We start from the raw sequence: 26,090 nt of genomic DNA on the forward strand, positions 1-26,090 counted from the left end.
CGCCTCTTGATCTGAGGTGAGCAGCCGCTCATTGCGGATCTGAGAGATCCGGCAATCAAGAAGTGTGACGCAGTTCCAACCAGCAGACAGCAGACGTAGTGAGGAAATATTGCGGATGCCTCAAGGATGAGAGCGCAAACTGTGAGCTTTGAGCAAGCGCTGTCCGCGATGGGTTCCTACTTTTTCCCGGCCCCTCGCTTAATGGAAGCGGCTGATGCGCGCATCTGGGGAGCGTGCCGCCTCTCCGTCACATCGCCGGCTGCTTCGGCAGCTGTCTGTGTTTCATCGAACATATGAAACCGCCACCCGAAAGCGGACACGACCGGCGACGACTCAGCGACATTTCGTCGGCGATCCGGGTGATTCATCGGCGGCTTCTGTGGCTTGGTCGCAAACGGGTTGCCGCACCCCCGCGCGGATGGCAACTTGCAGCGGCGATCACGTCGACCTGGAGCCCCGCATGACCCCCGTTGACCTGTATTCGCCCGATCCGGCCCGCGGCTGGCTGCCCTGGGCCTGGCTGACGCCGATCCTGATGATCCTGTTCAACGCGGCACCGGTGATCGCCCTGGACGGGTGGATGCAATCGCAGCATTGGTCGACGCCGCGCGGCGATCCAATCGGCCTCGCTGGCTTGCATGCGCTGCTGTGGATCGGCTTCGCGCCGACGCTGGCGGCCGTGCTCGCCTGGGTACGTTTCGTCGAAGGGCGCTCGCTGGCGAGTATCGGGCTGACCGGTCCGGCGCCGCTGAAAACCTTCCTGCACGGGCTAGCCGTTGGATTCGGCACGATCGCGCTGGTCGTAGTCGCGATCTGGATGGCTGGCGGCATGCAGGCGGCAGACCTGGGGCCGGCCTGGCGGTCGCCCGTCAGTCTGCTGCACATCGGTCTGCTGCTATTGGGGTTCATGTTCCAGGCGAGCGTGGAGGAAGTCATCTTTCGCGGCTGGATGTTGTCGGTGGTTGCGCGCAAGACCAATGTCACGGTGGCAGTGCTGCTGGTATCGCTCGTTTTCTGCTTCCTGCATTTCAGTCCGCACCAGCCGCCCCGGGTCATGCTCGGCACGTTCCTGTTCTCGCTGTTCGCCTGCGCCTGGGCGCTGCGGACCGGCAATATCTGGGGCGTGATGGGCTGGCACGCCGGGTGGAACTGGTTGCTCGCGACCGGCTTCGAACTGCCCGTCACCGGCATGGATGCGCACTTGCCGGCGCTACTGGTGGCGCTGCGCCCGTATGGTCCCGACGCCCTGACCGGTGGCGCGCAAGGGCCGGAAGGCAGTTACCTGTGCAGCGTCTTCTTCGTCGCGGCGATCGCGTGGATCCAGTGGCGAAAGACGCGCGGAGCTCAGAACTTCTCGCCGACCAGCAGGTAACGCCACTGCCCGGGCGGCATCGCCCCGCCCGGGCCCTTGATGGTCCGTCACGACCAACGGTCGTGACCTACCGGATGCGGGGTCATCGGCTAGGTCCATTCGGCGGCGTGCCAGTCCCGTGCGTTAGATCACCTCGATCTTGGCCTTGGCCAGCGCCTCGCGCACCATCCCGTCGTTGGCCTCGGTCACCGGGCGCGTCAGCTCCCAGTGGAACTTCACCCGGAAGCCGGCCTTCACCGCATCCTGCGCGCTCCACAACACGCAGTAATCGCGCGCCAATCCGCACACATGCACCTCGCGGATGCCACGCTCGTGCAGCCAGCCGGCAAGGCCGGTGGCCGGGCGGGTGCCGTCAGGCCCATGGTTCTCGCGGAAGGCACTGTAGGAGTCCACCTCGCGGCGGGTGCCCTTGCGCAGGATCAGGTCGGCGACGGTCCAGTCCACGCCCGGGTGCAGCACGGCGCCCTCGCTGCCCTGCACACAGTGGTTCGGCCACAAGGTCTGCGGCTGCGCGTGCAACAGGATGGTCTCGAACGGGAGCTTGCCCGGATGCTGGCTGGCGAACGACGCATGGTCAGCCGGGTGCCAGTCCTGGGTTGCCACCACCGTGCGGTAGCGGCGTTCTGCCAGCAGGTCGGCAATCGGCGCCACCAGCGCATCCCCTTCCTCGCAGGCCAGCGCGCCGCCGGGCATGAAGTCCGGCTGCAGGTCGATTACCAGCAGGGCGACATCGGCGGGCAGGGGGGTCATGGCAGGTCCAGCGCAACGAAAGAGGGGCAACCAGCGTGGCGGCCCCCCGCGCGTACGTCAATCGCCCTTGGGCGTGTCGTTGTCCTGGCCGTAATACAGCAGACCGATCTTGATCCGCTCACGGTTGTTCTCGCGCCGGTGGCGGTTGGCATCCCGCAGCGAGTACACGCAGCCGCAGTACTCCTGCTGGTAGAACTGCTCGCGCTTGCTGATCTCCACCATGCGCGCGGCACCACCGCCCTTGCGCCAGTTGTAGTCCCAGTACTGGATGCCTGGGTAGTGGGCAGCAGCACGGTGGCCGCAGTCGTTGATCTGGTTCATGTCCTTCCAGCGCGAGATGCCCAGCGAACTGCTGATCACCGGAAACCCATGCTCATGCGCGTACAGCGCGGTGCGCACGAAGCGCATGTCGAAGCACATGGTGCAGCGGATGCCGCGCTCGGGCTCGTTCTCCATGCCACGGGCGCGCGCGAACCAGTTGTCGGTGTCGTAGTCCGCGTCGATGAAGGGCACGCCATGCTGTTCGGCGAAGCGGATGTTCTCCTGCTTGCGCAGCTCGTACTCGCGTGCCGGGTGGATGTTGGGGTTGTAGAAGAAGATCGTGTAGTCGATACCCGAGGCGGTGATGGCTTCCATGACCTCACCGGAGCAGGGCGCACAGCAGGAATGCAGCAGCAGCTTGTCGTGGCCGCCGGGCAGGGTGAGGGTGGGGCGGATGAAATCGGTCATGCGGAAATCCATTGACCCCGCGACCGGCAACGGCGGCAGCGGGGTCCTTGTGCAACAGTGGAAAGGTCAGGCGGCGTTGGCGTCGGCGGTCTCGGCGCGCAGCTGGTGCGCCGCCGCTACCAGCGCTTCCAGCGCAGCCCGCGTCTCCGGCCAGCCGCGGGTCTTGAGGCCGCAGTCCGGGTTGACCCAGATCTGCTCGGGCCGCAGCACCTCGGCGGCCTTGCGCAGCAGGGAGAGCATCTCCTCCTTGTCCGGCACGCGCGGCGAGTGGATGTCGTACACGCCCGGCCCGATCTCGTTGGGGTACTGGAAGCGCACGAAGGCATCCAGCAGTTCCATGCGCGAGCGCGAGGTCTCGATGGAGATCACATCGGCGTCCATTGCCGCCACCGAGTGGATGATGTCGTTGAACTCGGAGTAGCACATGTGGGTGTGGATCTGGGTGGCATCGCGCACGCCGCTGGCGCTGATCCGGAACGCTTCCACCGCCCAGTCCAGATACTCGCGCCACTGCGCGCGGCGCAGCGGCAGGCCTTCGCGGATGGCCGGTTCGTCGATCTGGATCACGCCGATGCCGGCCGCCTCCAGGTCCAGTACCTCATCGCGCAGCGCCAGCGCGATCTGCCGGCAGGTATCGGCGCGGGCCTGGTCATCGCGCACGAACGACCACTGCAGCACCGTTACCGGGCCGGTCAGCATGCCCTTCATGGGGCGGTCGGTGAGCGACTGCGCGTACTGCGACCAGCGCACGGTCATCGGCTGGGGGCGGGTCACATCGCCGTAGATCACCGGCGGCTTCACGCAGCGCGAGCCGTAGCTCTGCACCCAGCCGTTCTTGGTGAAGGCGAAGCCGTCCAACTGCTCGCCGAAATACTCCACCATGTCATTGCGCTCGAACTCCCCGTGCACCAGCACGTCCAGCCCGATCTGTTCCTGGATGCGCACGCAGTGCTCGGTCTGGGTGGCCAGGAAGGCGTCGTAGTCGGCGTCGGGCAGGGTGCCGGACTTGTTGCGTGCGCGCGCTTCGCGCACCTCCAGCGTCTGCGGGAAGGAACCGATGGTAGTGGTCGGGAAGCGCGGCAGCTTCAGTGCCGCGGCCTGCGCCAGGTGGCGCTGCGGATAGCGGCTGTGGCGCTGCGCATCGGCCGGGGTCAGGGCGGCCAGGCGCGCCGCGACGGCGGGGTTGTGCACGCGTGCCGAGCGTCGGCGCGATTCAATGCGCTCGCGCGACAGGGCCAGCGGCGCCTCGGCGCGGGCCGGGTCGTCGATGGCGTCGGCCAGTACGCGCAGTTCCTCCAGCTTCTGCTTCGAGAAGGCCAGCCAGCCCTTCAGTTCGTCGTCCAGCTTCCTTTCATGGGCGAGGTCCACCGGGCTGTGCAGCAGCGAACAGGACGGGGACAGCCACAGGCAGTCGCTACCCAGCTGGCCATGTGCGTAGCGGGCCAGCACCAGTGCGTTGTCCAGGTGGGTGCGCCAGATGTTGCGGCCGTTGACCAGCCCTGCTGATAGGACGCGGCCCGCCGGCAGGGTCTTGATCACCGCATCCAGCTGTTCCGGTGCGCGCACCAGGTCCACGTGCAGGCCATCGACCGGCAGCGACGCGGCGAGCGCCAGGTTGTCGTCCAGGGCGCCGAAGTAGGTGGCCACCAGCACCTTCGGGCGCCTGGCGTCGGCCAGCACGGCGTAGGCGTGTTCAAACGCGGCGCGCGCTTCCGGGCTGAGGTCCTGCACCAGTGCCGGCTCATCCAGCTGCACCCACTGCGCGCCGGCGGCGTGCAGTTCGCCCAGGAGCTGCACGTACACCGGCAGCAGGGCGTCCAGCAGGTCCAGCGCCGGGCTGCCGTCGGTGGTCTTGGACAGCAGCAGGAAGGTCACCGGCCCGATCAGCACCGGGCGGGTTTCGATGCCCAGCGCCTTGGCCTGGCGGTATTCGGCCAGCGGCTTGTCGCCGCGCAGGGCGAAGCCCTGGCCGGCCTGCAGTTCGGGCACCAGGTAGTGGTAGTTGGTGTCGAACCACTTGGTCATTTCCAGCGCGTGCAGGTCGATGCCATCGCGCTGCAGGCCACGCGCCATCGCGAAGTAGCCGGTGAGCGGATCGGCATCGGCCAGCGCGCGGTAGCGGGCCGGGATGGCGTCGAACAGGAAGGCGGCGTCCAGCACCTGGTCGTACAGACTGAAGTCGTTGCTGGGCGGTACATCCACGCCGGCCTCGCGCTGCAGTTGCCAGTGCGTGGTCCGCAGGCTGGCGGCGGTGTCCTGCAGCGATTCCGCGCTGCTCTGGCCGGACCAGAACGCTTCCAGCGCGCGCTTGAGCTCGCGTTTGGCGCCGATGCGGGGGAAACCCAGGTTGGTAACAGTGGTCATGGAACGTGTCCTCATTGCGTAGGCATTGAGGAACGAAGGAACTGCGCGGCCACCACGCCATTGCTGCCGTGCCGCCCCGCCAGCGACCTTCGCCCCCGCGGGCGAACCGGATGCCGCAAGGCGGACGCACGGGGGCAGCGCCACGAAGAGCGCATGGCGTCAGGCCCCGGCAACCTCCCCGCGGACGTTCCAGGTCGAATCAGGGGACGGTCGTGTCCCCCGGCCGGGGCCGGTATTCGGGCTGATGGACACGGGCGCAGGCGCCCACCTAGTACCTGCCGCTTCCCAGGCATGCGCCCAGTGCTGTTGGCAGGATTCGTTTCCATTCACCGCTGCGGGGCAGCTCCGGAATGGGGGCACAAGGCCCCTTCACCGGATTCCCGTTTAAACCCATCCCTTCATCGGCATGAAGAGATGGATACCTTCGGCAAGCACAAGGTAGGCCGAGTCGGGGCGGCGGTCAAGGGGAGGCAGGTCCTGGATCAGGCGGCGGGCTGATACGGTTCGATGCGAGCCAGCACGTCGGCCAACTCCTCGCGCGCCTTGTCTGCGTCGTACGACATCTGCAGGTTCATCCAAAAGCCCTCGCTGGTACCGAAGAACCGAGCGAGCCGCAGTGCCGTGTCGGCCGTGATGCCCCGGCGCCCGGCGATGATCTCGCTGATCCGAGTCTGTTTCACGTCGATCGACTTGGCGAGCCGATACTGGGTCAGGCCGAACGGGGCCAGGAACTCTTCCTGAAGGATCTCACCAGGATGCGGGTAGGGGATGGAACGCATGGCGGCAGTCCTCAGTGGTAATCGCAGATCTCAACATCCGCCGGACCAACGTCCGTTCAGATGAAGCAGATCCGGTACTGGTCGTTGATGCGGATGCTGCATTGCCCAGCTCGGTCGCCGTGCAGTCGCTCGAGACGATTGGCAGGCGGCACCTTGAGGTCTTCAAGCCGGGTGACGGCATCGAGCATGACCAGCTTTCGCATCGCGACACGCTGAACGGCCTGGAAGTGCCTGATCCGCTTACCCACAAACAGGCCGCTGGTAGCAACGCAGCGGAACGAGACGATGGCCATGAAGCTCTCTTGAGGAAGAATGCTACCGCTATCCGATAGTACCGTCAAGCGGTATTAAAAAGCTCCGCAAGATGCTCTGTATGCATGCGGGCGTGTGGCCTCACATGCTGCGCAACATCTGGCCGCGTAAACGCAACCCGTGTCACGACATCAAAATTGCGTAATGAAATCCGCTTTTCGAGAGGCTGCATCTAAAACAAAGCGAGCGCCTGCATCCGAGCGCCCACTTGCCGCGTATCTCTCTCCAGCAACCTCCCATGGAAACCGGCATGCGCCGCCTCCCTCTCAGCTCCGCTGTACTGCTTCTGCTGCTGTTCCCGTTGCTGGCGCCTGCCCAGGCCGTGCAGCGGCAGGAAGGGCGCGCGTTCGCTGCGGATGGTGGCGCGTTGCTCTATCGCGAGACGCACTGGCTGCAGGGCCCGCCCGAGGCGTTGTCACGCTTGGTGCTGTACCGCTGCCCGGACGGTCGCCCCTTCGCGCGCAAGTGGATGACGCCGCAGGGCAGCCCGCAGACGCCGGATTTCGCGCTGGAGGACGGCCGCGACGGCTACCAGGAAGGCGTGCGTGGTAATGGTGCGGCGCGCACGGTGTATGTGCGTGCCACTTCGGACGCCAAGCCGGTCAGCCGCGCCTTGGAGGTGCCCGCGGGCGCGGTGGTTGATGCCGGCTTCGATGCGGCCGTGCGGCGGCATTGGTCAGACCTGCTCGAAGGGCAGCCGGTAGCGTTCCAGTTCCTGCTGCCCAGTCGCCAGAGGCTGGTGCCGTTGAAGCTGCAGCGCACTGGCGCGCTCACCTGGAAAGGCCAGCCGGCACAGCAGCTGCAGATGAAACTGGATGCCTGGTTCGGCTTCGCGGTGCCGGCGGTGACGCTGGTCTACGCCAGCAACGACCAGCGCCTGTTGGAGTTCCGCGGCACCGGCAATGTGCGTGACCGGGGCGGGCGCTACCCGCAGGTGCGCGTTGAATTTCCTACGGCCCCGGTCGCCGCCCCGGCGGCAGAGCTTGCCACGGCGCGGGAGCAGGCCTTGGTGAAGACATGCGACAGCTGATGACCCTCTTGCAGCCAATCGCCAGAGCAACGACCATGCAGGTTCGCTCCCTGCCGACGTTGAGCCTGCGATGCCCGAGCTGGATGCTTCAGATACCGCCGCGTCAGCACGCCTTGACCGGCTCCTGGTCCAGGTGGCCGGGGGCGACCGCCAGGCGTTCGAGTCCGTTTACCAGCTCGCCTCGGGCCGGCTGTTCGCGATCTGCCTGCACACCCTGCGCGATCGTGGCGATGCCGAAGAGGTCCTGCAGGATGTCTTCACCACGGTCTGGCGCAAAGCGACCCAGTTCGATGCCACGCGGGCGTCGGCCATGACCTGGCTGTCGATGATGGCGCGCAACCGCGCGATCGACCGGCTGCGGGCCGCGCCGCCGCGGGCGCTGGACGACCTGTCGGTGGCCGAGGAGATTCCCGATTTCGCGCCGCAACCGGGGCAGGTGGCCGAGCACGCCTCCGACCGCGCGCGCCTGGACACATGCCTGGATACCCTGGAGCCGCGTCGCCGCTCGCTGATCCGCAGCGCGTTCCTGCACGGCGCCAGTTATGAAGAACTGGCCCGCCGCATCGGTTCGCCGCTGGGGTCGGTGAAGAGCTGGATCCGCCGCGGGCTGGGCCAACTACGGGTGTGCCTGGAACGATGAACATCCGCGACCTTCACGACATCGAAGACGGGCAGCCGCCCAGTGCCGACATCCTCGCCGGCGAATACGTGCTGGGCGTGCACGACGCCGCCGAGCGGCGCCAGATTGAACAGCGCATCGCCACCGATCCCGGCTTCGCCCGGCTGGTCGAGCAGTGGCAGGTCCGGCTTGCGCCGCTGCTGGAGGAACTGGGCAGTGAAGCGGTGCCGGCGCACCTGTGGCCGCGTATCCGCAGCGAGCTGGGCTGGCCGGCGGTGTCGGCCGCGCCGAAGCTGTGGCAGCGCACCGGGTTCTGGCAGGGCATGACCGCCCTGGCCGCCGCCATTGCGCTGGTGGCGGTGTTCAACCGCCAGGTGCTGCCGCCGACCGCACCGACCACACCGGTCGCGGTGACGCCGACGCCGACGCCGACCCCGGCCGAGCCGGAACAGGCCACCAAGCCGGTCACGCCGCTGCTGCACGACGACGGCACGCCCGGCTGGCTGGCGTCGGTGGACAAGGCGCAGGGCAAGGTACTGATGGTGCCGGTGCCGGCACCGGCCGACTCGGCCGGTCGCGCACCGGAGCTGTGGCTGATTCCGGCCGGTGGCGCGCCGCGTTCGCTCGGCCTGGTGTCGATCAACCGCGCGCATACCGTGGCCGTGCCGGACGCGTTGCGTGATGTCCTCGTGAACGGCTCGGTGCTGGCGATCACGCTGGAACCGGCCAGCGGTGCGCCGCAGGGCATCCCGACCGGTCCGGTCATTGCCAAGGGCGACATCGCCAACCTGTAATCGACACCCCTTCCGGAAACTTTTTTTCGGAAGGGGTGCATCCAAACGCCACGGACCTGCGTATCTCCTGATGAACCACCCAGGAGAAGCGCGACATGCGGTCCCGTTCCACCCCCGATCACCCCGGTCGCGCCCCGCGCGGCCCTTGGGCCACCGTGGTGCGCTGGTTCGACACCGGTGCGTCCGCGCCGGTGGCGGGCAGCGATGGGAACCGCGTGGACTGGCTGCGTGCGATCCCCTTCGTGGCCATGCACCTGGCCTGCCTGGCGGTGATCTGGGTGGGGGTGTCGTGGGTGGCGGTGGGCGTGGCGCTGGCGCTGTACGCGCTGCGGATGTTCGCCATCACCGCCTTCTACCATCGCTACTTCGCGCACCGCACCTTCCGCACCTCGCGCGCGGTGCAGTTCCTGTTCGCGGTGATCGGCGCGGCCAGCGTGCAGCGCGGTCCGCTGTGGTGGGCCGCACACCACCGCAACCACCACCGCCACACCGAAACCGCCGCGGACCCGCATTCGCCCACGGTGCACGGCTTCTGGTGGAGCCACATGGGCTGGTTCCTCACTACCGAAGGCTTCCGCACCGACTGGGCGCGCATTCCCGACCTGGTGAAGTACCCGGAACTGCGCTGGCTGGACCGCTTCGACACCCTGGTGCCGATCGCCCTGGCCGCTGCGTTGTTCGGGCTGGGCGCGCTGCTGGAACGGGTGGCGCCCGGGCTGGGCACCAGCGGCGGGCAGATGCTGGTGTGGGGCTTCTTCATCTCCACGGTGGTGCTGTTCCACGCCACGGTGACCATCAACTCGCTGGCCCACCGCTTCGGCACACGCCGGTTCGCCACCGGCGATGACAGCCGCAACAACCTGTGGCTGGCCCTGCTCACCTTCGGCGAGGGCTGGCACAACAACCACCACTTCTTCCCGGGCACCGCGCGCCAAGGCTTCTACTGGTGGGAAGTGGACCTCACCTGGTACGGGCTGCGCGCGATGGCCGCGCTGGGCCTGGTGCGCGACCTCAAACCGGTGCCGGCCTGGGTGCTGGCCAAGGCGGAGCACTGACATGCGCATCGCCGTGATCGGATCGGGCATCGCTGGATTGGCCAGCGCCTGGTGGCTGAGCCAGCGCCATGAGGTCACCCTGTTCGAAGCCAACGATTATCTGGGCGGCCACACCCACACCCACCAGGTCGAGGTGGACGGCCAGGTGCACGCGGTGGACACCGGCTTCATCGTGTTCAACCCGACCCACTACCCGTTGCTGACCGCGCTGTTCGACGATCTGGACGTCGCATCTCAGCCCACCACCATGAGCTTTTCGGTGCACAGCGAGCGCAGCGGCGTGGAGTACAACGCCACCTCGCTGGACACCCTGTTCTGCCAGCGCCGAAACCTGGTCTCGCCGCGCTTCTGGGGCATGCTGCGCGACCTGCGCCGCTTCTACCGCGAGGCGCCGGCGTTGCTGCACAGCGCCGACGAAGGGCCCTCGCTGGGCGAATTCCTCGACGCAGGCCGCTACGGCGGCGCCTTCATCCAGGAGCACCTGCTGCCGATGGCGTCGGCCCTGTGGTCCGCACCCATCGCCAGCCTGGCCCACTTCCCGGCACGGTACCTGGTGCAGTTCATGGCCAACCACCAGATGCTCCAAGTCAGTGGGCGGCCGGAGTGGCGGGTGGTGAGCGGCGGCTCGGCGCGCTACGTGGACGCACTGCGTCGGCGATGGCGGGTGCGCGAGCGGCTGGAAAGCCGCGTGCTGGGCGTGGAGCGGCATGAGCACGGTGTGCGCGTGCTCACCGCCGAAGGCCTGGAAGGCTTCGACCAGCTGGTACTGGCCTGCCACAGTGACCAGGCGCTGGCGTTGCTGTCCGACGCGGACGCCTGCGAACGCAGCGTGCTCGGCGCGATCGGCTACCAGCCCAACGAAGTGGTGCTGCACACCGACGCCCGCCTGCTGCCGCGCAACCGCAAGGCATGGGCCGCGTGGAACGCGCACGTGCCGCGCGATCCGATGGCACCGTGCTCGGTCAGCTACTGCATGAACCTGCTGCAGGGCATCGACACGCCCACGCCGCTGGTGGTCACGCTCAACCGCACCGAGGCCATCGACCCGGCGAAGGTGCTGCGCACGCTGCACTATGCGCACCCGGTGCACGACCACGACATGGTCCGCGCGCAGGCCCGCTGGACCGAAGTGCAGGGCAGGCGCCGCACCTGGTTTGCCGGTGCCTACTGGGGCTGGGGCTTCCACGAGGACGGCATCCGCAGTGCACGGCGGGTGGTGGACGCGCTGCAGTCGCTGGACGCCGAAGCCTACTGGCCGCTGTCGCAGGGGGTGTCGGCATGACCGCCAGTGCGATCTACCGGGGCCGCATGCAGCACCGCCGCCATGCACCGCAGGCCCATGCCTTTACCTACCCGGTCGCGCAGCTGCTGCTGGACCTGGATGAGCTGGACACGCTGTTCGAACGCCGCTGGCTGTGGTCGGTGGGCCGCCGCAACCTGGCCGAGTTCCGCCGCAGCGATTACCTGGGCGACCCGGACCAGCCCCTGGCCGGTGCGGTGCGGGCACGCATCACCGAGGCAATGGGACGCGCACCGTCCGGCCCGATCCGCCTGCTGACCCACCTGCGCTACGCCGGGCATGTGTTCAATCCGGTGAGCTTCTACTACTGCTACGCGGCCGACGGCACCACGCTGGACTGCATCGTGGCCGAGATCACCAATACCCCGTGGAAAGAGCGCCATGCTTACGTGCTGCCGGTGACGGAAGCGGATGCACACGGCCGCGCGCTCGGCTGGAGCTTCGACAAGCGCTTCCACGTTTCGCCGTTCATGCCCATGGACTGCCACTACCACTGGCGTTTCACCGCGCCCGGCGACGACCTGCGCGTGCACATGCAGGTGTGGCGCGACGGCCAGCGCCAGTTCGACGCCGACCTGGCCCTGCAGCGCCACCCGCTCGACGGCCGCGGCCTGGCCGCCGTGCTGCTGCGCTATCCCTTGATGACGCTGCAGGTGGTGGTGGCCATCCACTGGCAGGCGCTGCGCCTGTGGCTGAAACGCACCCCTGTCCACGACCACCCTTCGATTGCCGGAAAGCAACCATGAACGACATGACCCGACCGCTGGCCCTGCCGCAGCCGAGCGCGCTGGAAGCCTTCCTGCGCCGGCGCCTGCTGGCCCAGCTCGCGCCCCTGAAGGGTGGCCGCCTGCAACTGCGCGACGCACTGGGCGATGTCACCCTCGGCGAGGCCGATGCAGCACTGCAGGTCACCGTGTGGGTCGACCACCCCGCGTTCTACCGCGCGGTCGCCGCGCAGGGCAGTGTCGGCGCGGGCGAAGCCTACATCCGCGGCGAGTGGCGCTGCGACAACCTGGTGGCCCTGGTGCAGCTGCTGGTGCGCAACCGCGCGCTGCTCGACGGCATGGAGCGCGGCCCGGCGCGGCTGGGCGGCTGGCTGCTGCAGGGCTGGAACCGGCTGCGCCGCAACACCCGCGAAGGCAGCCGGCGCAACATCGCCGCGCATTATGACCTGGGCAATGCGTTCTTCTCGCTGTTCCTCTCCAGCGACCTGATGTATTCCTCGGCGCTGTATGCCGAACCCGGCGATACGCTGGAAGTGGCCTCGCAGCGCAAGCTGGCGCGCATCTGCGACCAGTTGCGCCTGCAACCCTGCGACCGCGTGATCGAGATCGGCACCGGCTGGGGCGGCTTTGCGGTGTACGCGGCGCTCCACCATGGCTGCCACGTCACCACCACCACCATCTCCAGGGAGCAGTACGCCCTGGCCACCGAACGCGTGGCCAGGGCGGGACTGCAGGACCGGGTGACCGTACTGCTGAAGGACTACCGCGACCTCGACGGGCAGTACGACAAACTGGTCTCGATCGAGATGATCGAGGCCATCGGCGCGCAGTACCTGGACACCTACTTCGCCACGCTGACCCGCCTGCTCAAGCCGGACGGGCTGGCCATGCTGCAGGCGATCACCATCGAAGACGAGCGCTACGAGCAGGCGCGGCGCAGCGTGGACTACATCAAGCGGTTCGTGTTCCCCGGCAGTTTCATTCCCTCGCTGCACGCCATGCTGGGCGCGAAGACGCGCAGCAGCGACCTGCAGCTGATCGGCCAGCATGACTTCGGTCAGTCCTACGCGCTCACGCTGCGCGCATGGCGCCGCCGCTTCCTGTCGCAGCTGACGGCGGTACGCGCACAGGGCTTCGACGAGCGGTTCATCCGCCTGTGGGAGTTCTACCTGGCCTACTGCGAGGGCGGTTTCCTGGAGCGCTCCATCGGCGTGTCGCAGCTGCTGCTGGCGCGGCCCGGCTACCGGCCGGCGCCGATCGAGGGAACCCACTGACGTGGGCCATTTCTGGGCCAATGTGATCGGCAACCAGGGGGTCTGGCTGTGCGCGGTGATCGGCGCCGGGCATGGACTGCGCTGGCCGGCCGTGCTGGCTGCCACCGTGTACGTGCTCAGCCAGCTGGCGTGGGCGGCGCGGCCTGCGGTCGACCTGAAGCTGTTGGGCGTGGCGCTGCTGTGCGGCGTGGTCGTGGACGGCGTGGCTGGCGGCTCCGGCCGGGTGGTGTACGCCGCGGCGGGGCCAAGCCCGTGGATGGCGCCGGTGTGGATCCTGGCGCTGTGGGCTGCGTTCGCGATGACGCTCACGGTGTCGCTCAAGGCGCTGCAGCACCGTCTGTGGCTGGCGGCGCTGGTCGGGCTGCTGGCGCCGCTGGCCTATCTCTCCGCGGCGCGCGGCTGGTCGTCGGTGGCCTTCGCCGCGCCGGCCTGGCAGGGCGTGGCGATGCTGGCCGCGGGTTGGGCCGTTGCACTGCCGGTGCTGGCCGCCTGCGCACAGCACTGGCAGCACGCTGCCGGCAACGCCGCAGCAACCACCAAGGGAGCACATGCATGATCCATCTTCTGTGGGTATGGCTGTATGCGGCATTGATCATGTGCTGGGGCTGGTGGTGGCAGCGCCGGCACCAGAACATCGGCGTGGTGGATGTGCTCTGGGCCAAGGGCGTGGGCGCCTCGGCGCTGCTGCTGGCGTGGCTGGGCGATGGTGCAACCGCGCCGCGCATCGCATTGGCCGTGCTTGGTGGGCTGTGGGGTTCGCGGCTGGCGCTGCACCTGTGGAAGCGCGTGCGCAGCGAAGACGAAGATGGCCGCTACCAGCACCTGCGTCGGCACTGGAACGGGCACCAAGGCAAGATCTTCGGCTTCTTCCAGTTCCAGGCGCTGCTGATCGTCTTGTTCGCACTGCCGTTCGTGGCGGTGTCGCAGAGCGCGGAACTGCCCGTGGGCTGGATCATCGCCGCGGTGGCGATGTGGTTGCTCAGTGTCGGCGGTGAGGCGCTCGCCGACCGCCAGCTGGCCCGGTTCCGCGCCAACCCGTCCAACAAGGGCAGGACCTGCCGCGATGGACTGTGGCGCTACTCGCGCCATCCCAACTACTTCTTCGAATGGCTGCACTGGTTCACCTACGTGCTGCTGGCCGTGCAGTCGCCGCTGTGGTGGCTGGCCTGGTCCGGCCCGGTGGTGATGTACGTGTTCCTGCGCTGGGTGAGCGGCATTCCCTTCACCGAGGCACAGGCGTTGCGCACCCGTGGCGATGACTACCGCGACTACCAGCGCAGCACGCCGATGCTGTTCCCGTGGTTCCCCTCCCGTACCACCTCGCCACGCAAGGAGTCTTCACCGTGAACGTCGCCCGAGAATCGCTGCCCCTGCCGGACTACGCTCCCGGGTTGACCGGCCTGGCCGAACGCGGCCTGCTGCCCGATGCGCTGCTGCGGCTGGGTATCCGCCGCCAGTGCGAAGCCCGCCTGCGCGAGGAAAGCGCAGGCAGTGGCGAAGCGCAGTCGCAACGTTTCGCCGAGCGCATCATCGGCCTGTCGCGCAGTCCGCTGGCCCTGCATGTGGACGCGGCCAACCGCCAGCATTACGAAGTGCCCGCCGCCTTCTTCCAGGATTGCCTCGGCGCCCGCCTGAAGTACAGCAGCTGCTATTACCCCACCGGCAACGAAACCCTGGACCAGGCCGAAGAGGCGATGCTGGCGCTGTACGGCGAACGCGCGCAGCTCGCCGACGGCCAGGACATCCTCGAACTGGGCTGTGGCTGGGGATCGCTGACGTTGTGGATGGCCGAGCGCTATCCCGCCGCGCGCATCACCGCCGTGTCCAATTCCAACAGCCAGCGCGAGCACATCCTGGCGCAGTGCCGCGCACGTGGATTGAGCAACGTGACCGTGCTGACCCGCGACGTGAACCAGCTTGTGCTGGACCCGGGCAGCTTCGATCGCTGTGTCTCGGTGGAGATGTTCGAACACGTGCGCAATTATGCGCGGCTGCTGCAGCGCATCCACCAGTGGCTGCGCCCGGACGGCAAGCTGTTCGTGCATATCTTCGTGCACCGCACCCTGATGTACCCGTTCGAAGCCGAGGGCGAGGACAACTGGATGGGGCGGCACTTCTTCACCGGTGGGCTGATGCCGGCCGCCGACACCCTGCTGCACTTCCAGCAGCACCTGCACCTGCAGCAGCGCTGGCTGCTGGACGGCACCCACTACGAGCGCACCGCCAACCACTGGCTGGCCCGCCAGGACCAGAACCGCGACGCGGTGATGGCGGTGCTGCGCGCCGGCTACGGCGACGCCGCCGCGGCGCTGTGGTTCCAGCGCTGGCGCATGTTCTGGATGGCCTGCGCCGAACTGTTCGGTTACCAGCAGGGCCAGCAGTGGATGGTGGCCCACTACCTGTTCGAACGTCCCTGACCCACGCCGAGGATATCGCCATGACGCTACGACACCTGCTTCCCCTGCTCGCCGCCGGCATGCTGCTCGGCGGCTGCAGCAGCAGCACCCGCCCCATTCCGCCGGTGGCCCACGTAGACGTGCCGCGCTTCATGGGCGACTGGTACGTGATCGCGCATATCCCCAGCCGGCCCGAGCGTGAGGCGTTCGACGCGGTGGAGTCCTACGCACTGCGTCCCGATGGCCGTATCCAGACCACCTTCCGCTACCGCAAGGGCAGCTTCGAGGCACCGATCAAGACCATGCACCCGATCGGCACGGTCAAGGAAGGCACCCACGGCGCGGAGTGGGGCATGCAGTTCGTCTGGCCGATCAAGGCCGAGTACGTGATCGTCTACCTGGACGACGACTACCAGCAGACCATCGTCGGCCGCAGCAAGCGCGATTACATGTGGCTGATGGCGCGCACCCCGCAGATCTCCGAGCAGGACTACCAGAAGGCCATGACCCGGATCGCCGCGCTGGGCTACGACCTGTCGCAGGTGCGCCGGGTGCCGCAGTCGGCCGCCGGCAACCGTCGATGACGTAACTGCGGCGGGGTTCTCAGGCCCTGAGAAGGCCTTGGGCGATACTGGTGCCCAAGGCGGAGGAGGGCGGCGCAATGGCGGACAAGTACTGCGATCTGGTCATGAAGGGCGGCATCACCAGCGGCATCGTGTACCCCAACGCGGTGCTGTCGCTGGCCCGGGAATACCGCTTCAAGAACATCGGTGGCACCTCGGCCGGGGCCATCGCCGCCGCCGTGGCTGCCGCTGCCGCACTGGGCGATCGGCGCTGCCGGGTCGGCGAACCGATGGGGCCACAGGCCGGTTTTGCCGGGTTGGCCGACGTCTCCACCCAGCTGTCGCGGCGCGGTTTCATCTACAGCCTGTTCCAGCCGGCATACGGCGCGCGCACTGCCTACCGGCTGCTGGTGATGCTGGCCGGCAAGGCCGGCCTGCCGCGCAAGCTCCTGTGCCTGGCGGCGGCCGTGTTCGCCATCGCCCCGCTGGAACTGCTGGCCGCGCTGGTGGTGCTGCTCGGCATCGGCTGGCTGGCGGCGGGGGTGGAGGGCATGTGGGCGACGTTGCTGCCGTCGCTGCTGTGCGCATACGGGGCCGGCGTGCTGGCCGCGGCGCTGCGCGTGGCGCGCGTGGCGCGGCGCAACCTGCTGGGGCTGTGCTCCGGGTCCACCCAGGGCGGCGCGGACCATCCCGCGCTGACCGACTGGCTGCACACGCAGCTGCAGGCGTTGGCGGGCAAGCCGCTGGACCAGCCGCTGACCTTCGCCGACCTGCATAACGCCCCGCGCTACAGCGGCGAGCCGGCAGGGGAGCATGCGATCAGCCTGCAGATGATCACCACCTGCGTTTCGCACACCGAGCCGCGCACGCTGCCATTCGGTGCATCGCACTTCTGGTTCCGTCGCGAAGAGTTCGCGCAGTTGTTCCCGGCGAGCGTGGTGGCCTGGCTGCTGGCCCACGCCGGCGCGCCGCAGCAGGTCGACGGCGTGGACTACTACCGGCTGCCCGAAGGCGAGCAGCTGCCGGTGCTGGTGGCCACGCGCATGAGCCTGAGCTTTCCGCTGCTGATCAGCGCGGTGCCGCTGCATGAGCCGGCGCGGCGCGAGCGCCGCTGCGAACCGATGGCCGATCCCGCGCCCGAGCACGGCGACCGCAACGTGGCCGACAGCACCGAAGGCCTCACCAGTGGTGGCCACGGCAGCGGCTCGGCGATCACCGCGTTCCGCGTGTGCTGGTTCTCCGACGGCGGCATCAGCAGCAACTTCCCCATCCACCTGTTCGACGCCGCGCTGCCGCGCTGGCCGACCTTCGGCATCAACCTGGTCTACCCGCACACCGCCGAACCGCTGCGTGCCGCGCCCGACTCACCCGGCGCCATCAACGCCGCGGTGTTCCTGCCCACCGAAAACCGCCATGGCTGGCAACGCAGCTATCAGTCCATCGCGCGGCCGCTGGCGGCGGCGGAGATGTCCGGGTTCCTGTTTTCCATCGTGTCGACCATGCAGAACTGGCGCGACGTGCTGCAGGCACGCGCGCCCGGTTACCGCGACCGCATCGTGCACGTCACCCTGCAGGGCGACGAAGGCGGCATGAACCTGGACATGCCGCAGGCGGTGCTCAGCCGCATCGCCGCCAAGGGCAGCGTGGCCGGCGAGCGCTTCTGTGATTTCTCGTTCGCCAACCATTACTGGATCCGCTGGCGGAATCTCGCGTCGGCGTACCAGCGCTACACGTTGGAGGTGGCGCGCACCGACGACCCAGCGCAGCGCGTCGACGCCTGGCAGGAGGCCTATGCATCGGTCGCGCATGGCGCGCCACCGCCGCCGTCGTACCGGTTCGGCTCGGAAGAAAAGCGCCGCGAATCGCAGCAGCTGTGGCGGTTGATGGTCGAACAGGGCCAGACCTGGGAAGACCTCGGCCCCGACCTCACCGACGGCGCCCCGCGCCCGTTGCCACAGATGAAGGTGACCCCCAGCTATTGACCGCTCACGGCCGCACGACCAACGGTCGTGCGCTACCGGTGTGCGTGAACAACCGTAACTTCCGCAACCCCCGGTAGGTACCGACCGTTGGTCGGTACACTCTCACCGCCGCACGACCAACGGTCGTGCGCTACCGGTATGCGTGAACAACCGTAACTTCCGCCACCCCCGGTAGGTACCGACCGTTGGTCGGTACGCTCTCACCGCCGCACGACCAACGGTCGTGCGCTACCGGTATGCGTGAACAACCGTAACTTCCGCCACCCCCGGTAGGTACCGACCGTTGGTCGGTACGCTCTCACCGCCCACGCACGCCAGCCCCTACGCGCGCCCGGGCAGCTGCGCGAACGCGCGCTGCATGCAATCCTCGCGCGGGCATACCCGGCAGCCCGGGCCGATCGATACCGAATTGCCCGGGCTCTGGATATCCAATCCTCGCGAATAGATCAGCCGCTCGGCGTGCTGCAGGTCGCAGCCCAGTGCCACCGCGAAGGTCTTGCGCGGCTGGCCGTGGCCGATCGGGCCGCTGCTCACCTGCCGTGCCAGCCAGAAGTGGCGGCGCCCGTCGGGCATGCGCGCGGTCTGGGTCAGCACCCGCCCCGGCTGGTTGAAGGCCTCGTACACGATCCACAGCGGACACGAACCGCCCACCTGCGAAAAGTGGAAATCAGTGGCCGAGTGGCGCTTGGACACATTGCCGGCGCGGTCCACGCGGATGAAGAAGAACGGCAGCCCCGGCGCACTGCGCCGCGCCAACGTGCTCAGCCGGTGGCACACCGCTTCAAAACCCACCCCGAAGCGATGCGCCAGCGCATCGATGTCGTAGGCGTTGTGCTCGGCCGCGCGCAGGAACTGCGCATACGGCATCACCAGCGCGCCAGCGAAGTAATTCGACATGCCGATGCGCGCCTGCGCGATCTGCTCCGGCTCGCGGAAACCGGCGCGCGCGATCACTGCATCGATCTGCGCCGCATAGCCCAGCAGCGCCAGCTCGGCGGCCATCTGGAACGCCTGCTGGCCCGGTTCCAGGTAATCGGGCAGCCACAACGTGCGGCTGCCGCCGTCGTACACGCGTTTCTCGCGCCCGGCCTGCAGCGGTGCCACTTCCACCAGCACCCCGTGGCGGTCGGCCAGCAGCTGGCGCAGGCGCGGCGCCACGTGCCCGGCCACCAGTCCCCATTCGCCGAACAGCTGCTCGGCCAGGTCGTCCAGCTCCGGAATGTGGTTGTGCATGCGGTTGAAAAAGTCACGTACCTGGTCGCCGGCCGGAAGCGCCTGCCCGGCCTGCGGGTCGCCCAGCTGGAACTCCAGCGCGGCGGCGTGTTCGCGCAGCAGCAGGTGGCGGCGGTGCAGGTCGAGCAGGGCCCGGCTGATCTGCGGCAGGTTGCCCGCCATCGCCCGCAGCTCGGTGCTGCTCACCTCATCCAGGCCCAGGTCGCGCAGCGTCTCGCCCAACGCTTCCTGCAGCGCCCCGGGCTCATCTACATCGAACAGGCCGGAAACGTCGCCCAACACCTCGCGCAGCCTGGACTGCACCGCCGGGGTCAGCGGGCGCTTGTTGCGCTCGATCTGGTTCAGGTAGCTGGCCGACAGTCCGAGCGCCCGGGCGAGCTCGGCCTGGCTGTAGCCGCGCTGCTCGCGCAGGCGGAGGAGCCGTAGGCCGATCTGGCGTTGGGGAGGCTGGCTATTCACAGAATTAACAAGAATCGTAGCGGGCGTTGGCCAGATTAAGCGCAGACAGCCCGGAAATCGAGGGCCGGCCTGTGAATAATGCCAATCACCTTTCGCACCCCGCCGGTATTGCCATGACTGTTGCAGCGCCCCGTATCCGCATGTTGATCGATGGCCAGTTCGTCGAATCGGCCAGCTCGCACTGGCAGAACGTGGTCAACCCGGCCACCCAGGACGTCCTGGCCCAGGTGCCGTTCGCCACCGTGGGCGAAGTGGACGCGGCCGTGGCCTCGGCCAAGGAAGCCTTCAAGACCTGGCGCAAGACCCCCATCGGCACCCGCGCGCGCATCTTCCTGAAGTACCAGCAGCTCATCCGCGAGCATATGAGCGAGCTGGCGCACATCCTCAGCGCCGAGCAGGGCAAGACCGTGCCCGACGCCGAAGGCGACGTGTTCCGCGGCCTGGAAGTGGTCGAGCACGCTGCCGCCATCGGCAACCTGCAGCTGGGCGAACTGGCCAACAACGTCGCCAACGGCGTGGACACCTACACCCTGCTGCAGCCGCTCGGCGTGTGCGCCGGCATCACCCCGTTCAACTTCCCGGCGATGATCCCGCTGTGGATGTTCCCGATGGCTATCGCCACCGGCAACACCTTCATCCTCAAGCCGTCCGAACAGGACCCGATGGTCACCATGCGCCTGGTCGAACTGGCGCTGGAAGCGGGCATTCCGAAGGGCGTGCTGAACGTCGTGCACGGCGGCGAGGAAGTGGTCAATGCGATCTGCGACCACCCGGACATCAAGGCCGTGTCGTTCGTGGGTTCCACCCGCGTCGGCACCCACGTGTATAACCGCGCCTCGCTGGCCGGCAAGCGCGTGCAGTGCATGATGGGCGCCAAGAACCACGCCGTGGTGCTGCCGGACGCCAACAAGGAACAGAGCCTCAACGCCATGGTCGGTGCCGCCTTCGGCGCGGCCGGCCAGCGCTGCATGGCCGCCTCCACCCTGGTGCTGGTCGGTGAAGCGCGCGAGTGGGTGCCGGACCTGGTCGCCAAGGCCAGGACCCTCAAGGTCAGCGCCGGCAGCGTGGCCGGTACCGACGTCGGCCCGGTCATTTCCTGCGCCGCCCGCGAGCGCGTGGAAAGCCTGATCGCCTCCGGCGTGGAACAGGGCGCCAAGCTGGTGCTCGACGGCCGCAACCCGCAGGTGGACGGTTTCGAGAAGGGCAACTTCGTTGGCCCGACCATCTTCGACGGCGTCAAGCCGGGCATGCGCGTGTACGACGAAGAAATCTTCGGGCCGGTGCTGGTGATCCTGGAAGCGGAAACGCTGGACGACGCCATCGACCTGATCAACAGCAACCCCAACGGCAACGGCACCGCGCTGTTCACCCAGTCCGGCGCCGCGGCCCGTCGCTTCCAGGAAGAAATCGACGTCGGCCAGGTCGGCATCAACGTGCCGATCCCGGTGCCGGTGCCGCTGTTCTCGTTCACCGGTTCGCGCGCCTCCAAGCTGGGCGACCTGGGTCCGTATGGCAAGCAGGTGGTCATGTTCTACACCCAGACCAAGACCATCACCGCGCGCTGGTTCGACGACGAGACCCTGGGTCACGGCGTCAACACCACGATCAGCCTGAAGTAAGCGCCTGCAAGGGCACGGAGTGTTTATGAGCAACTCGATGACGACGGAACTCGACGAAGCGCAGCAGGCCTATAGAGAGGCCGCGCGTGACTTCGCCCAGGCAGAACTGGCGCCGCACGCCGCGCGATGGGATGCGGAGGGCATCTTTCCGCGCGAGGCGATCGCCAAGGCAGGGGAACTTGGGTTCTGTGGCCTGTACATGGATCCTGAAGTCGGTGGCAGCGGCCTGAGCCGTCTGGACGCCGCCGTCGTCATCGAGGAGCTCGCCAACGTGGACCCGTCCACCGCGGCCTATGTCAGCATCCACAACATGGCCTCGTGGATGGTCTCCAGCTGGGGCACCGAAGCGCTGCGCGCCGACTGGGGCCAGGCGTTGTCCTCGGGCACCAAGCTGGCCTCGTACTGCCTCACCGAACCGGGTGCCGGTTCGGATGCGGCGTCGCTCAAGACCACCGCCGTGCGCGATGGCGACCATTACGTGCTGAATGGCTCCAAGGCCTTCATTTCCGGCGCCGGTGCCACCGAACTGCTGGTGGTGATGGCGCGCACCGGGGGTCCGGGTGCCAGCGGCATCAGCGCCATCGCGGTGCCGGCCGACCTGGCCGGTATCAGCTATGGGCGCAAGGAAGAGAAGATGGGCTGGAACAGCCAGCCCACCCGCGGCATCACCTTCGAAAACGTGCGCGTGCCGGTGGCCAACCTGCTGGGCGAAGAGGGCAGCGGTTTCAAGCTGGCGATGAAGGGCCTGGACGGCGGCCGCATCAATATCGCCGCCTGCTCGCTGGGTGCCGCGCAGGGTGCGCTGGACGCCGCGCGCCGCTATATGGGCGAGCGCCGCCAGTTCGGCAAGCCGCTGGCTGATTTCCAGGCACTGCAGTTCAAGCTGGCCGACATGGCCACCCAGCTGGTGGCGGCACGCCAGATGGTGCACACCGCCGCGCGCAAGCTCGACGCCGGTGCAAGCGATACCAACGTGTGGTGCGCGATGGCCAAGCGCTTCGCCACTGACGCCGGCTTCCAGGTCTGCAACGATGCCCTGCAGATCCACGGCGGCTACGGCTACATCCGCGAATACCCGATCGAACGCCTGCTGCGCGACAGCCGCGTGCACCAGATCCTGGAGGGCACCAACGAGATCATGCGTGTGATCGTGGCCCGCCACCTGCTCAACACCGAAGAGGAACTGCGATGATGGATTGGCGCAAACAGGAACACGTGGGCCTGAAGGTCGAGGCCGACGGCCACACCGCCGTGGTGACCCTGGACAACCCGCCGGCCCATACCTGGACCGTGTACAGCCTGTCCGCGCTGCGCGACCTGGTCGGCGCGCTCAATGCCGACAGCAGCATCTACGCACTGGTGATCACCGGTGGCGGCGAGAAGTTCTTCTCCGCCGGCGCCGACCTCAAGCAGTTCGCCTCCGGCGACAAGGCACTGGCCCGTGAGGCCGCGCGCCGCTTCGGCGAAGCCTTCGAAGCGCTGTCCGGTTTCCGTGGCGTGTCCATCGCCGCGATCAACGGCTATGCGATGGGCGGCGGGCTGGAATGCGCCCTGGCCTGCGACCTGCGCATCATCGAAGAACACGCCCAGGTCGCGCTGCCGGAGGCCACCGTCGGCCTGCTGCCGTGCGCCGGCGGCACCCAGAACCTGCCGCGCCTGGTCGGTGAGGGCTGGGCCAAGCGCCTGATCCTGCTGGGCGAGCGCATCGACGCCGATACCGCCGTGCGGATTGGCCTGGCCGAAGAAAAAGTCGGCAAGGGCGAATCCAGGGCGCTGGCGATCGAGTGGGCGAACAAGGCGGGCAAGCAGAGCCCGTCAAGCGTGGCGGCCTGCAAGACCCTGGTCCAGGCCACCCGCAGTGGCATCAGCCACGCCTCGGCGCTGGTCGCTGAGCGCGAAGCCTTCGTCGACCTGTTCGACCGCGCCGACCAGGCCGAGGGGGTCAACGCCTTCCTGGAAAAGCGCGCACCGCAGTGGAAGAACGCATGAGCACCACCGAGGCCAACGTTGAGGCGCCGGTGCTGTTCGAAGAACAGCCCGCCGCCAATGGCAAGCGCATCGGCATCGCCACGCTGAACGCGCCGCGCACCCTCAACGGGTTCTCGCTGCCCATGGCGCACCTGCTGCACGAGCGCCTGACCGCCTGGGCGACCGATGACGGCATCGCGCTGGTGGTGTTGCAGGGCGCTGGCGAAAAGGCATTCTGCGCCGGCGGCGACCTGCACAGCCTGTACCAGAGCATGCGCGCCTACCGCGACGCCGGCGCCACCGACGTGCGCGACAACGCCTATGCCGCCGAGTTCTTCGACGTGGAATACCGCGTCGATTACCTCATCCATACCTATGCCAAGCCGATCCTGTGCTGGGGCCACGGCATCGTCATGGGCGGTGGCATCGGCCTGATGTCCGGCGCGAGCCATCGCGTGGTCAGCGAGCGCTCGAAACTGGCGTTCCCCGAAATCACCGTCGGCCTGTTCCCGGATGTCGGTGGCAGCTGGCTGCTGCCGCGCGTCCCGGGCAAGGGCGGCCTGTTCCTGGCGCTCACCGGCGCACCGCTCAACGCGGGCGATGCCATCTACGCCGGCCTGGCCGACATCCACGTTGCCGAGGCCCAGCGTGCCGACGTGTTCAATGCGCTGGCGCAGGTACATTGGAGCGACGACGCCAAGCGCAACCACGAACAACTCAGCGCCCTGCTGCAGGAGCACGCCAGCGACGCGGCCACCGGCCCGCTGCTGCGCAACGCCGCCACGGTGGACGCGCTGTGCGAAGGCGACGACGTGACCGCCGTGGTCGATGCGATCAGCGCGCTGCAGACCGACGATGCCTGGCTGCAGACCGCGCAGGCGACGCTGGCCGCCGGCGCACCGGGTTCGGCACGGCTGGCCTGGGAACTGCAGCAGCGTGCCGCCGGTGCGTCGCTGGCCGACGTCTACCGCCTCGAATACATCGCCGCCCTGCACAGCGCCGCCCACGGCGATTTCGCCGAAGGGATCCGCGCATTGTTGATCGACAAGGACCGCAGCCCGCGCTGGCAGCCGGCCACGCTGGCCGAAGCGACCCCGCAGTGGGCGCAGACCTTTTTCGTTTCGCCCTGGAACGCCGCCACGCATCCGCTGGCCGACCTCGGCGCCACCGTTCCTGAGAGGAGCCTTGCATGAGCCGTATTGCATTCATCGGGTTGGGCAACATGGGTGGCCCGATGGCCGCCAACCTGGCCAAAGCGGGCCACGCCGTGCGCGTGTTCGACCTGGTGCCCGCCGCCGTGCAGGCCGCCGTCGACGCCGGCGCCGCCGCCGCCAGTTCGGCGCTGGACACCCTTACCGACGCCGAAGTGGTCGTCTCGATGCTGCCGGCCAGCCGTCACGTCGAAAGCGTGTACCTGGGCGACGACGGCCTGCTGGCCGACATTCCTGGTGGCGCGCTGGTCATCGACTGCAGCACCATAGCGCCCGCCACCGCACGCAAAGTATCCGAAGCCGCTGCCGCACGCGGACTGCAGATGCTGGACGCACCGGTCTCCGGCGGCACCGCCGGCGCTGCTGCCGGCACCCTGACCTTCATCGTCGGCGGCGAAGCCGACGCACTCGAGCGTGCGCGCCCGCTGCTGCAGGCGATGGGCAAGAACATCTTCCACGTCGGTGCCAGCGGTGCCGGCCAGGTCGCCAAGCTGTGCAACAACATGGCGCTGGGCGTGATCATGGCGGTGACCGGCGAATCCATCGCCCTGGGCGTGGCCCACGGCCTGGACCCGAAGGTGTTGTCGCAGATGATGGCGGTCAGCACCGGCCGCAGCTGGGCCACCGAAGTGTGCAACCCGTGGCCGGGCGTGCTGGAAAATGCCCCCGCCTCGCGCGGCTACAGCGGCGGCTTCGGCAGCGACCTCATGCTCAAGGACATGGGCCTGGCCGTGGAAGCGGCCATGAGCGTGGGCGCCTCGATCCCGCTGGGCGAACTGGCCCGCAACCTGTACTCGATGAACCACCAGGCCGGCCGCGGCAAGCTCGACTTCTCCAGCGTAGTGCAGCTGGTAACCCCGGAAAAATAACCGGGACAACGAATGCATCCCGGAAACGGGATCCACCGCGGTGGGATGGGCGGATGCACGGTCAACGCGACCGGCATCCGCCCATTTTTTTCGTCACGACCAACGGTCGTGACCTACCGACGTCTCGACCACGGTAGGTGCCGACCGTTGGTCGGCACGCTCTCCCATCAAACGATGGTCAACGTCACATCGATATTGCCGCGGGTCGCGTTGGAATACGGGCACACCACATGCGCCTTCTGCACCAGCTCCTCCACCTGCTCACGCGGCAGGCCCGGCACGCTGATCTGCAGCTCCACTTCAATGCCGAAGCCGGTCGGGATCTGGCCGATGCCCACGTTGCCGGTGATGCTGGTGTCGGCCGGCAGCGCAACCTTGGCCTGGCCGGCCACGTACTTCAGCGCGCCCAGGAAGCAGGCCGAATAGCCCGCCGCGAAAAGCTGCTCCGGGTTCGTACCCGGGCCGCCGGCGCCGCCCAGCTCGCGCGGGGTGGACAGCTGCACGTCCAGCACGTTGTCCGACGAGGTGGCGCGGCCTTCGCGGCCGCCGGTGGCGGTGGCGTGTGCGGTGTAAAGAACCTTTTCAATCGACATGGGAATGCTCCTGGCTGTGTAAGGAATGGACCGGTTGGTGAGGTGTACTGTGCGCCACCGGTTCGGACGTGTGGCAACATATCATCCAGCAAAC

General features: G+C 68.0%; 25 protein-coding genes and 1 riboswitch. Of the genes, 18 read left to right on the forward strand and 7 right to left on the reverse strand.

Annotated features, from left to right (window positions below):
- Positions 1 to 460: 460 nt before the first annotated feature.
- The gene (locus FSZ13_RS14680; RefSeq protein ID WP_145480942.1) at positions 461 to 1,372 is read left to right on the forward strand and encodes a CPBP family intramembrane glutamic endopeptidase; all 912 of its coding nucleotides are present in this window, start codon (positions 461 to 463) and stop codon (positions 1,370 to 1,372) included.
- Positions 1,373 to 1,495: 123 nt separating this feature from the next.
- On the opposite strand, the gene pncA is transcribed toward FSZ13_RS14680, so the two are convergent.
- The 5 genes from pncA to FSZ13_RS14705 all read right to left on the reverse strand — a co-directional run bounded on the left by pncA (position 1,496) and on the right by FSZ13_RS14705 (position 6,287).
- On the reverse strand, positions 1,496 to 2,122 hold the full coding sequence (gene pncA / locus FSZ13_RS14685) for a bifunctional nicotinamidase/pyrazinamidase (protein ID WP_145480944.1): 627 nt from the start codon (positions 2,120 to 2,122) through the stop codon (positions 1,496 to 1,498).
- 57 nt (positions 2,123 to 2,179) lie between these two features.
- Complete coding sequence (locus FSZ13_RS14690) at positions 2,180 to 2,851, reverse strand: epoxyqueuosine reductase QueH (protein WP_095362649.1); 672 nt, start codon at positions 2,849 to 2,851, stop codon at positions 2,180 to 2,182.
- Between the two features lie 66 nt (positions 2,852 to 2,917).
- Positions 2,918 to 5,215, reverse strand: a complete 2,298-nt coding sequence (metE, locus tag FSZ13_RS14695) for a 5-methyltetrahydropteroyltriglutamate--homocysteine S-methyltransferase (RefSeq protein ID WP_145480946.1) — start codon at positions 5,213 to 5,215, stop codon at positions 2,918 to 2,920.
- A 210-nt stretch (positions 5,216 to 5,425) separates the two neighbouring features.
- Positions 5,426 to 5,657: riboswitch (cobalamin riboswitch) on the reverse strand.
- A 40-nt stretch (positions 5,658 to 5,697) separates the two neighbouring features.
- Complete coding sequence (locus tag FSZ13_RS14700) at positions 5,698 to 6,009, reverse strand: HigA family addiction module antitoxin (protein ID WP_343183777.1); 312 nt, start codon at positions 6,007 to 6,009, stop codon at positions 5,698 to 5,700.
- A 41-nt stretch (positions 6,010 to 6,050) separates the two neighbouring features.
- Positions 6,051 to 6,287 (reverse strand): type II toxin-antitoxin system RelE/ParE family toxin, encoded by a 237-nt coding sequence (locus FSZ13_RS14705; protein WP_145480950.1) that lies wholly within the window; start codon positions 6,285 to 6,287, stop codon positions 6,051 to 6,053.
- Between the two features lie 269 nt (positions 6,288 to 6,556).
- On the opposite strand from FSZ13_RS14705, the gene FSZ13_RS14710 reads away from it, so the two are divergent.
- The 12 genes from FSZ13_RS14710 (at position 6,557) to FSZ13_RS14765 (ending at position 18,044) form a co-directional block, all read left to right on the forward strand.
- On the forward strand, positions 6,557 to 7,336 hold the full coding sequence (locus FSZ13_RS14710) for a hypothetical protein (protein ID WP_145480952.1): 780 nt from the start codon (positions 6,557 to 6,559) through the stop codon (positions 7,334 to 7,336).
- Positions 7,337 to 7,406: 70 nt separating this feature from the next.
- Positions 7,407 to 7,976, forward strand: coding sequence for a sigma-70 family RNA polymerase sigma factor (locus tag FSZ13_RS14715; RefSeq protein ID WP_145480954.1), 570 nt, complete (start codon positions 7,407 to 7,409; stop codon positions 7,974 to 7,976).
- On the forward strand, positions 7,973 to 8,749 hold the full coding sequence (locus tag FSZ13_RS14720; protein WP_145480956.1) for an anti-sigma factor: 777 nt from the start codon (positions 7,973 to 7,975) through the stop codon (positions 8,747 to 8,749). Before FSZ13_RS14715 ends, FSZ13_RS14720 begins: the two co-directional genes overlap by 4 nt.
- Positions 8,750 to 8,844: 95 nt before the next feature.
- A complete protein-coding gene (locus tag FSZ13_RS14725; RefSeq protein ID WP_145480958.1) occupies positions 8,845 to 9,804 on the forward strand; it encodes an acyl-CoA desaturase in 960 nt (319 codons plus the stop codon).
- A 1-nt stretch (position 9,805) separates the two neighbouring features.
- On the forward strand, positions 9,806 to 11,086 hold the full coding sequence (locus tag FSZ13_RS14730; RefSeq protein ID WP_145480960.1) for an NAD(P)/FAD-dependent oxidoreductase: 1,281 nt from the start codon (positions 9,806 to 9,808) through the stop codon (positions 11,084 to 11,086).
- Positions 11,083 to 11,850, forward strand: a complete 768-nt coding sequence (locus FSZ13_RS14735) for a DUF1365 domain-containing protein (RefSeq protein ID WP_145480974.1) — start codon at positions 11,083 to 11,085, stop codon at positions 11,848 to 11,850. Before FSZ13_RS14730 ends, FSZ13_RS14735 begins: the two co-directional genes overlap by 4 nt.
- Positions 11,847 to 13,103, forward strand: a complete 1,257-nt coding sequence (locus FSZ13_RS14740) for an SAM-dependent methyltransferase (RefSeq protein ID WP_145480976.1) — start codon at positions 11,847 to 11,849, stop codon at positions 13,101 to 13,103. The genes FSZ13_RS14735 and FSZ13_RS14740 overlap by 4 nt, the downstream gene beginning before the upstream one ends.
- 1 nt (position 13,104) lies before the next feature.
- Positions 13,105 to 13,659: a DUF2878 family protein gene (locus FSZ13_RS14745; protein WP_145480978.1), complete on the forward strand. Its 555-nt coding sequence runs from the start codon at positions 13,105 to 13,107 to the stop codon at positions 13,657 to 13,659.
- Positions 13,656 to 14,450 (forward strand): DUF1295 domain-containing protein, encoded by a 795-nt coding sequence (locus tag FSZ13_RS14750; protein ID WP_145480980.1) that lies wholly within the window; start codon positions 13,656 to 13,658, stop codon positions 14,448 to 14,450. The genes FSZ13_RS14745 and FSZ13_RS14750 overlap by 4 nt, the downstream gene beginning before the upstream one ends.
- Complete coding sequence (locus FSZ13_RS14755) at positions 14,447 to 15,520, forward strand: SAM-dependent methyltransferase (RefSeq protein ID WP_145480982.1); 1,074 nt, start codon at positions 14,447 to 14,449, stop codon at positions 15,518 to 15,520. The genes FSZ13_RS14750 and FSZ13_RS14755 overlap by 4 nt, the downstream gene beginning before the upstream one ends.
- A 20-nt stretch (positions 15,521 to 15,540) precedes the next feature.
- A complete protein-coding gene (locus FSZ13_RS14760; protein ID WP_145480984.1) occupies positions 15,541 to 16,083 on the forward strand; it encodes a lipocalin family protein in 543 nt (180 codons plus the stop codon).
- A 77-nt stretch (positions 16,084 to 16,160) separates the two neighbouring features.
- Positions 16,161 to 18,044 (forward strand): patatin-like phospholipase family protein, encoded by a 1,884-nt coding sequence (locus FSZ13_RS14765; protein ID WP_145480986.1) that lies wholly within the window; start codon positions 16,161 to 16,163, stop codon positions 18,042 to 18,044.
- A gap of 321 nt (positions 18,045 to 18,365) precedes the next feature.
- Here FSZ13_RS14765 and FSZ13_RS14770 read toward each other — a convergent pair whose 3' ends face one another.
- Positions 18,366 to 19,736 (reverse strand): helix-turn-helix domain-containing protein, encoded by a 1,371-nt coding sequence (locus FSZ13_RS14770; RefSeq protein WP_145480988.1) that lies wholly within the window; start codon positions 19,734 to 19,736, stop codon positions 18,366 to 18,368.
- Positions 19,737 to 19,849: 113 nt separating this feature from the next.
- Between FSZ13_RS14770 and FSZ13_RS14775 the strand changes: the two genes are divergently transcribed.
- From FSZ13_RS14775 to mmsB, 5 genes are read left to right on the forward strand one after another with little or no spacing between them, the layout of a single operon-like run.
- Complete coding sequence (locus FSZ13_RS14775) at positions 19,850 to 21,355, forward strand: CoA-acylating methylmalonate-semialdehyde dehydrogenase (protein ID WP_145480990.1); 1,506 nt, start codon at positions 19,850 to 19,852, stop codon at positions 21,353 to 21,355.
- Between the two features lie 25 nt (positions 21,356 to 21,380).
- The gene (locus FSZ13_RS14780; protein ID WP_145480992.1) at positions 21,381 to 22,547 is read left to right on the forward strand and encodes an acyl-CoA dehydrogenase family protein; all 1,167 of its coding nucleotides are present in this window, start codon (positions 21,381 to 21,383) and stop codon (positions 22,545 to 22,547) included.
- Positions 22,544 to 23,344, forward strand: coding sequence for an enoyl-CoA hydratase (locus tag FSZ13_RS14785; RefSeq protein WP_145480994.1), 801 nt, complete (start codon positions 22,544 to 22,546; stop codon positions 23,342 to 23,344). The genes FSZ13_RS14780 and FSZ13_RS14785 overlap by 4 nt, the downstream gene beginning before the upstream one ends.
- Complete coding sequence (locus FSZ13_RS14790) at positions 23,341 to 24,516, forward strand: enoyl-CoA hydratase/isomerase family protein (RefSeq protein WP_145480996.1); 1,176 nt, start codon at positions 23,341 to 23,343, stop codon at positions 24,514 to 24,516. The genes FSZ13_RS14785 and FSZ13_RS14790 overlap by 4 nt, the downstream gene beginning before the upstream one ends.
- The gene (gene mmsB / locus FSZ13_RS14795) at positions 24,513 to 25,403 is read left to right on the forward strand and encodes a 3-hydroxyisobutyrate dehydrogenase (protein ID WP_145480998.1); all 891 of its coding nucleotides are present in this window, start codon (positions 24,513 to 24,515) and stop codon (positions 25,401 to 25,403) included. The genes FSZ13_RS14790 and mmsB overlap by 4 nt, the downstream gene beginning before the upstream one ends.
- 167 nt (positions 25,404 to 25,570) lie before the next feature.
- Here the strand turns inward: mmsB and FSZ13_RS14800 are convergent, their stop codons facing one another.
- Entirely contained in the window at positions 25,571 to 25,996 is a 426-nt protein-coding gene (locus FSZ13_RS14800) for an organic hydroperoxide resistance protein (protein WP_145481001.1), read from the reverse strand.
- Positions 25,997 to 26,090: the final 94 nt, after the last annotated feature.

Source organism: Stenotrophomonas rhizophila (assembly GCF_007667275.1).
Classification (GTDB): domain Bacteria; phylum Pseudomonadota; class Gammaproteobacteria; order Xanthomonadales; family Xanthomonadaceae; genus Stenotrophomonas; species Stenotrophomonas maltophilia_AE.